The organism is Ancylobacter sp. (assembly GCF_965249975.1).
Taxonomy (GTDB): domain Bacteria; phylum Pseudomonadota; class Alphaproteobacteria; order Rhizobiales; family Xanthobacteraceae; genus Ancylobacter.
The window spans coordinates 344717-356923 of record NZ_CBDFNE010000004.1 but is presented as its reverse complement, the minus strand read 5'-3'; the positions used below and the strand labels follow the sequence as shown (position 1 = coordinate 356923).

Here is a 12207-nt window from a genome sequence, read left to right as displayed (position 1 = left end):
ATGCCTGGCGGCTCACTGATCGGGTCGGCGTTGATCGGAACAGGCTGCGTTCACGCCGCCGCCAGACCCACCGCTTCCACGATGTCGCTCACCACTGCCTCGACGAGGTCGCGATCATCGCCCTCGCCCATCACCCGGATCACCGGCTCGGTGCCGGAGGGACGGATCAGAAGCCGCCCATGGCTGTTGAGCTTCAGCTCGGCGGCAGCGATCGCCTTCAGCACGCCGTCATTCTCCAGCGGCCGGCCGCTCTTGTAGCGCACATTCCGAAGGATCTGCGGCAGCGGGTCGAAACGGTGGCACACTTCCGACACCGGACGCTCACGGCGCTGCACCACGGCGAGCACCTGCAGCGCCGCCACCAGCCCGTCGCCGGTGGTCGAATAGTCGGAAAGGATGATGTGGCCGGACTGCTCGCCGCCGACGTTAAAGCCATGGCTGCGCATATGCTCCAGCACATGACGGTCGCCCACGGGGGTGCGGGCGAGAGTGAGACCGCGATCGGCGAGATGGCGCTCCAGCCCGAGATTGGACATGACCGTGGCGACGATACCGTTGCGCGACAGCCGGCCGTCCTCCTGGAAGCTCTCCGCCACCACGGCCATGAGCTGATCTCCATCGACCAGCCGGCCCTTTTCATCGACGATCAGCACGCGGTCGGCGTCGCCATCAAGGGCGATGCCGATATCGGCGCGTACTTCCCGCACCTTGGCTGCCAGCGCCTCGGGCGCGGTCGAGCCCACATCGCGGTTGATGTTAAAGCCGTCGGGCTCGTCGCCAATGGTGATGACCTCGCAGCCGAGTTCCCACAGCGCCTCCGGGGCCACGCGATAGGCGGCTCCATTGGCGCAGTCGACCACGACCCGCAGCCCGTCAAAGGACTGGTTGCGCGGCAGGGTGCGCTTGGCGAATTCGATATAGCGCGCATGCACGCTCTCGATGCGCTTGGCACGACCCATATGTGCGGGTTGTGCCAGCATGCCGCCCATATCGCCGTTGATCAGCTCTTCGATCCGTAGCTCCAGCTCATCAGAGAGCTTGTAGCCGTCCGGCCCGAACAGCTTGATGCCGTTATCGTCAAAGGGGTTGTGGGAAGCCGAAATCATGACGCCGAGATCGGCGCGCATGGAGTGGGTGAGCATGGCCACAGCCGGGGTCGGCATCGGGCCGAGCAGCAGTACATCCATGCCGACGGCGGTGAAGCCGGCGACCAGCGCGTTCTCGATCATGTAGCCGGACAGACGGGTGTCCTTGCCGATGACGACACGGTGACGATGATCGCCCCGCTGAAACACCAGACCGGCGGCCATGCCGACCTTCAGCGCCAGTTCCGGGGTGATCGTCGCGTTGGCGCGGCCGCGAATGCCGTCCGTGCCGAAGAACTTGCGTGCCATCTATTCACCTTGCCGAAGACGGCCGGACGACGGGTGCATCCGGCGGCGGCAGATTCATTTGCCGCGCCACGTGTGTAACATGAGCGTGCACGCCAAAACTTCACAAAATGTAAGCGCATCTTTCGGCGATGGCGTGTGAGGCCTCAGGCCTTCAGAGCGGCCCCGAGTGCGGCGAAATGCTCGCGAACCTCTTTCTCCACCCAGAAGGCGAAAGGAAAGTGGCCGACCCAAGCGCTTTTAGGTCGCAGGCGTAGCGGCGCCATATGCACAGTCTCGGTATCGATCGTGAGCCGGGCGCCGCTCAAGCTGTAGCCGGTCAGCCAGTCCTGCACGCGCGCTGGGAGACGGAGGGGAGCCATTGCCACCACGATCCTCCCGCAATCAGGGGCGAGGCCGACCAAAGGGTAATTGGGCTCGTCATAACGAAAAAAGGGCCCGCCGTGCCGGCAGGCCCCATTTCCGTCGTCGCGGTCGCCGGCTCACGCCTGCGGCTGCGGCTCCATGCCGGCATCCGGGCGGGGCGGACGGTTCTTGCCGGCGGTAGGCACGACCGAACCGCGCGCATTCGGCGGCTCGATGGTGTTGTCGCGCGCGGGCGGCTTGCCGTCCATCAGGTCGCGCAGTTCCTCGCCGGTCAGGGTCTCGAATTCAAGCAGCGCTTGAGCTATTGCCTCAAACTTCTCACGGTTCTCGGTGATCAGGCGGCGCGCCTCTTTCTCGCCGGTCTCGATCAGGCTGCGCACTTCCTCGTCAATCAGTTTGGCAGTCTCGTCCGACATGTTGGTCGACTGGCTTACCGAATGGCCGAGGAACACTTCTTGCTCATTGGAGCGGTAGCGTACCCGGCCGAGCCGTTCGCTCATGCCCCATTCCATCACCATGGAACGGGCCAGATTGGTCGCCATCTGGATATCACCGGAGGCACCGGTGGTGACCTTCTGCGATCCAAAGGTGATGATTTCCGCCTCGCGTCCGCCGAACAGCATGATCAAGCGCGAAATGGCCTTCTCATAGGTCCAGTTGTAGCGGTCGCTCTCCGGCAGAGTCATCACCATGCCGAGCGAACGACCACGCGGAATGATCGTCGCCTTGTGGATGGGATCGATGGTCGAGCTGAGCATCAGCGCGATGATGGCATGTCCCGCCTCGTGATAGGCCGTATTGCGCTTCTCCTCCTCGGTCATGGCGAGTGACCGGCGCTCCGCGCCCATCATCACCTTGTCCTTGGCGTCTTCGAACTCGTTCATCGTCACCATGCGCTTGTTGCGGCGCGCGGCGAGCAGAGCGGCCTCGTTGACGAGGTTCATCAGATCGGCGCCCGAGAAACCCGGGGTCCCACGAGCGAGGACACGCAGGTTCACGTCCGGCGCCATTGGCACCTTGCGGGAATGGACCTTCAGTATCTGCTCGCGCCCGTTCACGTCGGGGTTGGGGACGTTGATCTGGCGGTCAAAGCGCCCGGGACGCAGCAGCGCGGGGTCGAGCACGTCGGGGCGGTTGGTCGCCGCGATGATGATCACACCCTCATTCTGCTCGAACCCGTCCATCTCGACCAGAAGCTGGTTCAGCGTCTGCTCGCGCTCATCATTGCCGCCGCCGAGGCCGGCACCGCGATGGCGGCCAACCGCGTCGATTTCGTCGATGAAGATGATGCAGGGCGCGTTCTTCTTCGCCTGCTCAAACATGTCGCGCACGCGGCTGGCACCGACGCCGACGAACATCTCAACGAAGTCGGAGCCGGAAATGGTGAAGAACGGCACATTGGCTTCGCCGGCGACGGCACGCGCGGTCAGCGTCTTGCCGGTGCCCGGAGGGCCGACCAGCAGCACGCCGCGCGGAATACGGCCGCCGAGGCGCTGGAACTTCTGTGGGTCGCGCAGGAAGTCGACAATCTCGGTGAGGTCGGCTTTGGCCTCGTCGATGCCCGCGACATCCTCGAAGGTAACGCGGCCATGCGCTTCGGTCAGGAGCTTGGCGCGGCTCTTGCCGAAGCCCATCGCCTTGCCACCGGCGCCGCCCTGCATCTGCCGCGACAGGAAGATCCACACACCGATCAGGGCGATGAAGGGGAGCCAGGAGATCAGCAGGCTGACGAACCACGGCACATTATCGGTCAGGGGCTTGGCCGTGATCGACACGCCCTTGCCGTAGAGACGCTGCACCAGCGAGGGATCATTGGGGGCGTAGGTCTGGAAGGTGCGCCCGTCGGTGAAGGTGCCGGTGATCTCCGGACCCTGGATCACCACGTCGCGCACGCGGCCCTGATCCACATCGTTGAGCAGCTGCGAGAAGCTGACATCGTTCGTCGCCTGACGCTGCGCCGGATTCTGGAACAGCGAAAACAACGCCAGAAGAAGAAGAACGATGATCACCCAGAGGGCGAAATTCCTGATATTGGCGTTCATCATGTCCCTTTCGGCGTCGGATGTGACCGACGCACGGGCACCGCCGGCGCTGGCGGCCCTCCCTTGTCGCTCCGTAATTTAGGTGGCGGAGGGGGGATTGCCAAGATGCAGGGCAGCGGCCAGCTGCGACCATCCGCGCAAATCGGCGTCACCTCCGGGAACCGAGCGGCCGACGCTCCGGCGCCCGCGCCACGGTAACCCTCTGCCGGTACACCCTCACCACCGCGCCAGCCAGCGTGCGCGCGCCCGTCTGCTGGTCGCCGAGACCGGCGATCCAGCCCATCAGCGCCTCCAGCTTGCCAAGTTCCACCGGCACTGTACCGACGGTCCCGATCGTCCGGCCGACGAGGCGAAGGGCGATCTCCTCGGGAAGGGCAGCAAGGCCGACGCGCGGAAACGCGAGCACGCCCTCCCCCGATGCGGCCCCGAACGCGGCGGCGGCAGCATCCGTCGCGGCCTCCAGCGCCGCATCGGCGCGGGCCATGCGGCAAGCGAGACGCCCGAGCGTCGCCGCATCGCCCCCTTCCGCCGCGAGAGACGGCAGCAGCGCCCGCAGCCGCACGCGGGCAAAGCGCGTGTTCACATTCGAGGGGTCCTCGGCGAAGGCGATGCGGGCCGCCCGGCAAAGCGCGACCAGCTCCGCCTTCGGCCAGCCGAGCAGCGGGCGCAGCAGAGTGAGCCCGCCCAGCGGCCGCAGCGCCGGGATGCCGGCGAGCCCGCTTACACCGGACCCGCGCAGCAGCCGGAACAGGACGGTTTCGGCTTGATCGTCCAGCGTATGGGCGGTCGCGAGGGCGGTGGCGCCGATGGCGTGGGCGTGGGCGGTCAGGGCCTCGTAACGTGCATGGCGCGCCGCCTCCTGCAACCGCGTCACGGGGAGCGGCGCGGCGAGGTCCAGCACGCTGTGCGGGAGACCCCACTCTGCCGCCAGCGCGGCCACGGCGCCGGCCTCGGAGCGGGACTCGGCTCTCAGTCCGTGATCGACGGTGGCGACGTGAAGCTGCGTCGACGGCCGGCACTCTGCCTGCCAGCGTTGGGCCAGCAGCATCAATGCGGTCGAATCCGGCCCGCCGGAAACGGCAAGCAGCACATGGTCGTGGGCGGCGAAGGCGGCAAAGAGCGTGGCGAGCTCGGCCGCACGCGGGCCGAGCGCGAGATCGGCGGGCGCGGCGTCAGCAGCCGGCGCGCTTCTGCTCACGCTCCACCCCCTGCTTCACCGTCGCCGAGGCGCGGGGATATTTGTTGCCGACAGCATTCAGCGTCGCGCAGGCGGCATCCTTCTCGCCGATGGCGGCGAGCGACTGACCGAGCCGCAGCAACGCGTCCGGTGCCTTCACGGCATTCGGGAAGTCGGTCGAGACTTTGAGGAAATTCTGCGCCGCCTCCTTGTAGGATTTGCGCAGATACTGGCTCTCACCCAGCCAATAATAGGCGTCCGGCGCGGCGCGGTCCGTGGGGTAGAGGCGGACGAACTGCTCGAAGGTCTGGCCCGCCCCCGCATAATCCTGGCGTTGGAGCGCACCGAAGCCGGCATCGAATAGCTCGCGCGGCGTTCCGCCCGCGGCCGGCGCTCCCGCGCCAGCAGCCGCGCCAGACAGCGTGCCGAGGTCCATGGGCGCGCCCGAGGGACCGGAAGGCGCGGTCGTGCCGAGGGGACGCGGCGCACCCGGCGCGCTCGCCTGCGACGACGGGTCGAACACATCGGCGCGTCGTCCCGGCTCGGCGGACGGCGCCGCCCCGACGGCAGGGCCCGTTCCGCCCTGCAACGCCCGCAGCTGCTGTTCAAGCTGCTGGTTACGGAACTGCAGCTGCTCGATCTGCCCGGTCATCTGCCGCAGCTGATTCTCCAGCCGGTCGATCCGGGTGACGAGGCTGTCGGCCTCCTCCACCGCCTCGGCGGGCTGGTTGCCGCCACGCACCTGCCCCGGCGGCTTGAAGAGATTGCCGAAGAAATTGTTGTCCGCCTGTGCCTGCGCCGCCTCATGGGGAAACGACGTAGCGGCGAGGGCAGCGACGAGAAGGAGGGCGGCGGGGCGGAGCGAGCGGACGGTCATCATGGCCATGCACTGGGACGGGAGGAGCGGCAGCGGACGGCGCGCGCTTTCCATTGGAGCATACGGGGCGGATCGCGTCCAAATTTTGACCCAGGGGCACCGATCAGCCGCCGCCCGTCGCTTTCAAATGCCAAACCCGGCCCGCTGGGCGAGCCGGGTTTGGACGGGTTGGGAGGCGGCGATCAGCTGCCGGCGGCGTTCAGCACCGTGACCGCGCGGCGGTTCTGCGACCAGCAGGAGATGTCGTTGCACACCGCGACCGGGCGCTCCTTGCCGTAGGAGATGGTCCGCATGCGGTTCGCCGCGACGCCGCGCTGGACGAGGTAGTCGCGCACGCTCTGGGCGCGGCGGGCGCCGAGGGCGATGTTGTATTCGCGCGTGCCGCGCTCGTCGGCATGGCCTTCAATGGTGAAGGTGTACTTGGCATAGTGGTTCAGCCACTGCGCCTGCTTGTCGAGCGTGGCCTGCGCCTGCGGGGTGAGGCTGGTCTGGTCACTCTCGAAGAACACGCGGTCGCCGACGGAGACGATGAACTCCTGCGGGCTGCCGGGAGGGGCAGAGCCGAGCGCCTGACCGGCGCCGTCCATCGGGTTCTTGGCACAGGCGGCCGCGAGCATCGCGAAACCGACGATGAAGGCGACGCGCGCGCCGCCCAGATGGCGCAACATACGGATCATTCCGCTGACTCCTGAATTCCCGACTGATCTGCCGACTGGCTGCTGGCGTCAATCAATGTTCTGTCGTGCTTTACAGAACCTTGCTGAATTGCGTCCATTTCGCGGCCATGCCTTAAACCGCCGCTTATGGTTAATCGTTCCCTGACAGAACCCGCTCAGGAGCGCAAGGGCGACCAGGCGGGATCGGACGCATAGCTGGGTGTCGGCACGCGCTGCTCATTATAGCCGGTGATGTCGACCGTATAGAGCTGCGGCCCGCCTCCGCCCCCCGCGTCGCGGAAGAACATGATCACCCGGCCATTCGGCGCGAAGGTCGGGCCCTCATTGTGGTAGCCCTCGGTCAGAATGCGCTCGCCCGAACCATCCGGCCGCATCAGGCCGATGGCGAAGCGGCCCTGCGCCTGCTTGGTGAAGGCGATCACATCGCCGCGCGGCGACCACACCGGCGTCGAATAACGCCCGTCGCCGAAGGAGATGCGGCGCTGGTTCGAGCCATCGGGATTCATAAGGTAGATCTGCGAGCCGCCGCCACGGTCGCTCTCGAAGCAAATCTGCGTGCCGTCCGGCGAATAGCACGGCGCGGTGTCGATGGCGGCCGTGTCGGTCAGCCGCGTGGTGGCCTTGGAGCGCAGGTCCATCACGAAGATGTTGGAATCCGCGCCCTGCTGCAGGCTCAGGATCACCCGCTGCCCATCCGGGGCGAAGCGCGGCGAGAAGCTCATATTGGGAAAATTGCCGACGACTTCGCGCTGGCCGTTTTCGATGTTGAGGAGATAGACGCGCGGCTCGCCGCGGCCATAGCTCATATAGGTGATTTCCTGGCTTGTCGGCGAGAAGCGCGGCGTCAGCACGAGGTCGTCGCCGCGCGTGAGATAGGTCACGTTGGCGCCGTCCTGGTCCATGATGGCAAGGCGCTTGATGCGCTTCTCTTTCGGCCCGCTTTCATCGACGAAGACGATGCGGGTGTCGAAATAGCCCTTCTCGCCGGTCAGACGCTCATAGATCGCGTCGGCGATGATATGGGCGACGCGGCGCCAATTCTCCGGCTGCGTGAAGTATTGCTGGCCGATCAGTTGCTGGCCGGCGAACACGTCCCACAGACGGAATTCCGCCTTCACCCGCCCGTCCGGCTGACGGGTGATGCGGCCGGTGACGAGCGCTTGAGCGTTGATGACGCGCCAATCCTGGAAGCGGGGCGAGGCGTCCGGGTTGCTGATCTTCTCGACGAAGGCGGCGGGGTCGATGGGCGCGAACAGGCCGGAACGGCGCAGATCGGCGGAGATGATCTGCGACACCCCCTTGCCGGCCTCGATGTCCTGCGGGCTGCCGCCGCCGACGAAATCGGTAATGGCGATGGGCAACGGCTGTACCGTGCCCGAGGTGATGTCGAGGCGCACCGCCGCATTGGCCGGTGTCGAGCCCAGCATCGCCCCGCCAAGCCCGGCACCGCCGAGTGCCGCCATGCCGACAAGGACCGACCGGCGGCCGACAAGACCGTTGGCTTCAAGGGAAAAACGCCGCGACATTCTGGGTACCTCGAAAAAAACGGGCATCAATGAAGCATGGCCGGGTTGAACCCCAGCTCCAGTTCCTTCCACGTGTCGTAACGGTCGGCACGCAGCATCGGGAACGGGTTCTGTTGATTGGCGATCTCGTACAGCGCCCGCTGCGCGGTTTCGCGTACGATCGGCGCATAGGCATTGCCGGCGCCCTGCACCTCAACCAGTTGCGGCGCCCCCACCAGCCGGCGGTCCGGGCTCAGCACGATCTTGAACACCACCGTTACCTGCGCGGCATCGACCGCGCCGGCCGGCAGCTTCCAGAAGCGGGCAATATAGGCGCGCAGCGCGTCGATCTCGGTCTGCGACAGCGATGTCGCCGTCCCCTGCGACGCGCCAAGCGAGGCTGAATTGTTGATTGTGTCGCCAAGCGCCGCCATGCGCCGCGGGTCCTGCTTGTTCAGCAGGGCGGCGATCTGGTTGGGGTTGAAGTCGCGCTCGGGCGCCGGGTCCTGCGTCACCTTGGGCGGAATGTTCTTCGGCTTCTTCGGCGGCGCGGGCGGCGGCGGGATGGCCTGCGCCTGCTCCTGGGGCTTGGGCTGGTCCTTGGGCGGCTCCGGCGGCTTGGCGGCGAGCGCCTCCGCATCCTGCGGCGGAGGTGGCGCCGGCTTGGATTCGGCCTGAGCGGCCGGGGGCTTGGGTTCGGCGGGCTTCGCCTGGGGCGGCGGAGGTGGCGGAGGCGGAGGCGCCGACGGCTCGTTGGCGGCCTTCACCTCGGGCTTCTCCGACACCTTGGAGTCAAGGTTCTCCGCCTGCTTGGGTGTATCGGCCTTCTTCTCGACGACCGGCTTCGGGTTCTCCTTCGGCGCGTCCTTCTTGCCGGCCATCATCTTCGACATCTCGGAATCGGAGATGATGTCGATCGGCATGGATTCGGCCGGCGTCACCTCGTAGGGCGAGGGTGACGCGAAGGAGACCGCCATGAAGCCGATGATGCCGACGTGAAGAACCGTCGAGGAGAGGAAGCCCGCCTTCATGCGTCAGCCCCCCTGATCGACTTCGGAGACCAGCGCCACGCGCTTGAAACCGGCACCGGAGAGGCGACCCATCACGCGCATGACCGAGCCATAGTCGAGGCTCTTGTCGGCGCGCACGAAGATGCGCTCCTCATAGCCAGCCTTGCCGATGGCCTGCAGCTTGGGCACGAGTTCATCGACCGGGATTTCGGTGTCCTGCAGGAAGATCTTGCCGTCCTTGGTGATGTTGACGATCAGCGGCGCGCTTTCCTGCGGCACCGCCTTGGCCTCGGTCTGCGGAAGGTCGAGCGGCACGCCCGTGGTGAGCATGGGCGCGGCGACCATGAAGATGATGAGCAGAACCAGCATCACGTCGACCATCGGCGTGACGTTGATTTCGGACATGACGGCGCCACCCCCGCGCCGGCGCGAACGCCGTGAGTGCCAGCCGCCCCCCGCTCCTCCTGCGGACATGCCCATTCGATCAGCCCCGTTCGTCGATCTGGCGCGACAGGATGGCGGAGAACTCGTCGGCGAAGCCCTCCAGCCGCGCCGCCTGCCGGTTCACCTGCGAAACGAACTTGTTATAGAAAATCGTCGCGGGAATGGCAGCGATGAGGCCGATTGCCGTCGCGAACAGGGCTTCGGCGATGCCCGGCGCCACCACGGCGAGGCTGGTGTTCTTCGACGCGGCGATCGACTGGAAGCTGGTCATGATGCCCCACACCGTGCCGAACAGGCCGATGAACGGGCCGGCCGAGCCGACGGTGGCCAGCACCAGCAGCCGGCTCTCCAGCCGCTCCACTTCGCGGGCGATGGTGACGTTCATCACCTTGTCGAGCCGCTGGGTGAGGCCGGAAAGCGAGCGCGCACCGCCTTCATAGGAGCGCTTCCACTCCCGCATCGCCGCGACGAAGATCGCCGCCATGGCGTGGTTGGGGCGGGAGGAGAGCGAGCGATACAGCTCTTCCAGGCTCTGGCCGGACCAGAAGGTGGTCTCGAAGCGGTCCATCTGCCGCTTCATCCGGCCGAACAGTATGGTCTTGTCGATGATGATCGCCCAGACCCAGATCGAGGCGAGCACGAGGCCCGCCATGACCAGCTTCACAATGAAGTGTGCCTGAAGGAAAAGGCCGATCAGCGACAGGTCGGCGCTGCCCATGCCGGCGCCGGCGGGCGCGCTCATCGCACCGGGAGGGGCGGCAACGGCCTGACCATCGACCTGCGCCGTCGGCGCGGCGGTGACCGGAGCAGGCGCGTTCTGGGCAATGGCTATGGACGCGGGTGCCGTAAGAACCAGCATCACCGCGATTAAGAGCTTCTTCAGCGTCATCAAGCCAATCCTGCCCGCTCGTTAAAGGTCGCACCGCCGCCTTGCATCCGCTGCCGACAGCAGCGAATGCCCTGCATGGCTGCTTTAAGGGAACGCGCCCGCCATCAACCGACCGAGTCTGTCCAAACTTGGGCGATAAGGGCCAAGGCGCGTCTACAGCCGCGCGGTACAACACCGCATTAGGGTTAATACCGCGTTAGCGTTGCCGCATCGCAACAGCGAAATGGGTGTTTTGCTACCGGGCGCGAGTCAGTCCTGCGAGCCCTGTTCCAGCGCCAGCTTCATCGCGGCGCGCAGTGCATCGGGGATGCGCCGGGCACGGCCCTGCGCGACGAAGGCCACTTTCACCTTGCCCTCGACCAGCAGTTCCACTCCCCGCTTCACCTTCTGGGCGAGAGTGATGGAGGCGCCGGCGACCTCCACCGGGCTGGTGTGGACCTCCAGCACGTCGTCGATACGCGCAGGGCGGACGAACTGCAGTTCCATGGAGCGCACTACGAAGGCGAAACCCGGCGCCTCGGCCAACGCCTCACCGAACAATTCGCCCTGCACCACGCCGATGAGGCGCAGATGGTCGGAACGGGCGCGTTCCATGAATTTGAGGTAGTTGGCGTGGTAGACGATGCCGGAGAAATCCGTGTCCTCATAATAGACCCGTACCGGCAGCACGTGCCCGCCCGGCACCAGCCGGCCGGCCAGATGCAGGAAAGGATCAGCCTTGAGGGTTTCCGGAGAGAAGGGTGCGGCGCGCTCGTTCATGCCGCCCTCATAAACGAGCGCGCGGCGCTTGTGAACAAAGGGGATGGCGTCAGGCCAGGGGGTGGACCGTCAACAACCGGTTCGGCGCCTCATCGGCTGCCCGCGGGGGCTTCCAACACCCGCGCCAAGGCAGCAGCGAAATCGGCCACATCCGTGTTGGGCATCGCGATCTCGGACAGAGGCGCCCCGGAAAGTGCCGACCAACGACGCGCTTCGGTAAAAAAGTCGTTCTTCATGTCATCAAAAAAGAGGTTTCTCTTTTCGATCGGAATGTTCACATCCCGCTGAGCCATGACCGAGGCAACGGCTCCCTCGAACGACTTGAATGTCGTTGGCAAATCGAAGAACACGGGGCGTGCGGCGTCATCTGGCGGCGCGCCGGGCCGCGTGATTCGAAAGACCTGGCGAAACCAGGCGGGATCGCCGCTGCCATAGAGCGATGTCATTTGATAGCCGGCACGCTCCAACGCAGCCGGCAACTGTTTACCGACAAAATCGCCGAAATTCAGCTTGCCGAGAACCTCGTAGGAAGGCGACGCCAGAATGAACCGCGGCGCCTGCAAGCCTTTGTCCGAGAAGGATTTTACGACCTTGTCGAGGAAATTCACCTCGTAGCCGTACCAGATTCCCGCCCCATAGGCGCGGCGGAGCTCCGTCTCCCGGTGCAGACCCAAAAAGTGCCGCCACAACGCCACGGAATTGCTGAGCGAGGCAATAAAGAATCCGACAAAAACCGCGCCAGGCCCTTGCACCACCGCCCAGAAATTAACCCATAGATAAATGAAGAAAGACTGGTTCTTCTGAGCGGCAGCGCTCTGAAGATCACCCACAAAGGCGATGCCGCTGAGAACCGTAAAACAAATCAGAAAGGCGAGCGACAGCGCGCTGAAGAACAGCCCCACCTTGTCAAACCGCCCCGGCAGCATTGTGCCCCCATCGTGATACCCCGATCTTAGCAAGATCGGCGCCGCGGGAAACACTTTCCATGGCACAAAAAAGCGCCGCGCCTCCTGCGTGCAGGGGCGCGGCGCGCGGTCTTTTGGCAAGGCGTCGCGTCGGGGGGAACGGTC

At 65.7% G+C, this 12207-nt stretch carries 12 protein-coding genes; all 12 read right to left on the bottom strand.

Annotation, left to right across the window (positions count from 1 at the left end; all coding sequences use genetic code 11):
- Positions 1-50 precede the first annotated feature (50 nt).
- Positions 51-1394 (bottom strand): phosphoglucosamine mutase, encoded by a 1344-nt coding sequence (gene glmM, locus ACP2AH_RS06205; protein WP_425105005.1) that lies wholly within the window; start codon positions 1392-1394, stop codon positions 51-53.
- A 143-nt stretch (positions 1395-1537) separates the two neighbouring features.
- Positions 1538-1759 carry a hypothetical protein gene (locus tag ACP2AH_RS06200; RefSeq protein ID WP_425105004.1) on the bottom strand — a complete coding sequence of 74 codons (222 nt, stop codon included), beginning with the start codon at positions 1757-1759 and terminating at the stop codon, positions 1538-1540.
- A 114-nt stretch (positions 1760-1873) separates the two neighbouring features.
- Positions 1874-3799: an ATP-dependent zinc metalloprotease FtsH gene (gene ftsH / locus ACP2AH_RS06195; protein ID WP_425105364.1), complete on the bottom strand. Its 1926-nt coding sequence runs from the start codon at positions 3797-3799 to the stop codon at positions 1874-1876.
- A gap of 148 nt (positions 3800-3947) precedes the next feature.
- Entirely contained in the window at positions 3948-4997 is a 1050-nt protein-coding gene (gene tilS, locus ACP2AH_RS06190) for a tRNA lysidine(34) synthetase TilS (protein WP_425105003.1), read from the bottom strand.
- A complete protein-coding gene (gene ybgF, locus ACP2AH_RS06185) occupies positions 4972-5856 on the bottom strand; it encodes a tol-pal system protein YbgF (RefSeq protein WP_425105002.1) in 885 nt (294 codons plus the stop codon). The genes tilS and ybgF overlap by 26 nt, the downstream gene beginning before the upstream one ends.
- 179 nt (positions 5857-6035) lie before the next feature.
- Positions 6036-6530: a peptidoglycan-associated lipoprotein Pal gene (gene pal / locus ACP2AH_RS06180; protein WP_244450643.1), complete on the bottom strand. Its 495-nt coding sequence runs from the start codon at positions 6528-6530 to the stop codon at positions 6036-6038.
- Between the two features lie 155 nt (positions 6531-6685).
- The gene (gene tolB, locus ACP2AH_RS06175; RefSeq protein WP_425105363.1) at positions 6686-7993 is read right to left on the bottom strand and encodes a Tol-Pal system beta propeller repeat protein TolB; all 1308 of its coding nucleotides are present in this window, start codon (positions 7991-7993) and stop codon (positions 6686-6688) included.
- Between the two features lie 89 nt (positions 7994-8082).
- Positions 8083-9066 carry a cell envelope biogenesis protein TolA gene (locus tag ACP2AH_RS06170; RefSeq protein WP_425105001.1) on the bottom strand — a complete coding sequence of 328 codons (984 nt, stop codon included), beginning with the start codon at positions 9064-9066 and terminating at the stop codon, positions 8083-8085.
- Between the two features lie 3 nt (positions 9067-9069).
- Positions 9070-9525, bottom strand: a complete 456-nt coding sequence (gene tolR, locus ACP2AH_RS06165; protein WP_244450641.1) for a protein TolR — start codon at positions 9523-9525, stop codon at positions 9070-9072.
- Between the two features lie 4 nt (positions 9526-9529).
- Positions 9530-10231, bottom strand: a complete 702-nt coding sequence (gene tolQ, locus ACP2AH_RS06160; RefSeq protein WP_425105362.1) for a protein TolQ — start codon at positions 10229-10231, stop codon at positions 9530-9532.
- 396 nt (positions 10232-10627) lie between these two features.
- Positions 10628-11137 carry a tol-pal system-associated acyl-CoA thioesterase gene (gene ybgC, locus ACP2AH_RS06155; RefSeq protein ID WP_425105000.1) on the bottom strand — a complete coding sequence of 170 codons (510 nt, stop codon included), beginning with the start codon at positions 11135-11137 and terminating at the stop codon, positions 10628-10630.
- 89 nt (positions 11138-11226) lie between these two features.
- Positions 11227-12063, bottom strand: coding sequence for a hypothetical protein (locus ACP2AH_RS06150; protein WP_425104999.1), 837 nt, complete (start codon positions 12061-12063; stop codon positions 11227-11229).
- Between the last annotated feature and the right edge of the window lie 144 nt (positions 12064-12207).

Bases quoted from the DNA above. Each gene is read 5' to 3' on its own strand.
- glmM (WP_425105005.1), bottom strand. From the start codon at position 1,394: ATGGCACGCAAGTTCTTCGGCACGGACGGCATTCGCGGCCGCGCCAAC.
- ftsH (WP_425105364.1), bottom strand. From the start codon at position 3,799: ATGAACGCCAATATCAGGAATTTCGCCCTCTGGGTGATCATCGTTCTT.
- ybgF (WP_425105002.1), bottom strand. From the start codon at position 5,856: ATGATGACCGTCCGCTCGCTCCGCCCCGCCGCCCTCCTTCTCGTCGCT.
- pal (WP_244450643.1), bottom strand. From the start codon at position 6,530: ATGATCCGTATGTTGCGCCATCTGGGCGGCGCGCGCGTCGCCTTCATC.
- tolB (WP_425105363.1), bottom strand. From the start codon at position 7,993: ATGGCGGCACTCGGCGGTGCCGGGCTTGGCGGGGCGATGCTGGGCTCG.
- ACP2AH_RS06170 (WP_425105001.1), bottom strand. From the start codon at position 9,066: ATGAAGGCGGGCTTCCTCTCCTCGACGGTTCTTCACGTCGGCATCATC.
- tolR (WP_244450641.1), bottom strand. From the start codon at position 9,525: ATGGGCATGTCCGCAGGAGGAGCGGGGGGCGGCTGGCACTCACGGCGT.
- tolQ (WP_425105362.1), bottom strand. From the start codon at position 10,231: ATGAGCGCGCCCGCCGGCGCCGGCATGGGCAGCGCCGACCTGTCGCTG.
- ybgC (WP_425105000.1), bottom strand. From the start codon at position 11,137: ATGAACGAGCGCGCCGCACCCTTCTCTCCGGAAACCCTCAAGGCTGAT.
- ACP2AH_RS06150 (WP_425104999.1), bottom strand. From the start codon at position 12,063: ATGCTGCCGGGGCGGTTTGACAAGGTGGGGCTGTTCTTCAGCGCGCTG.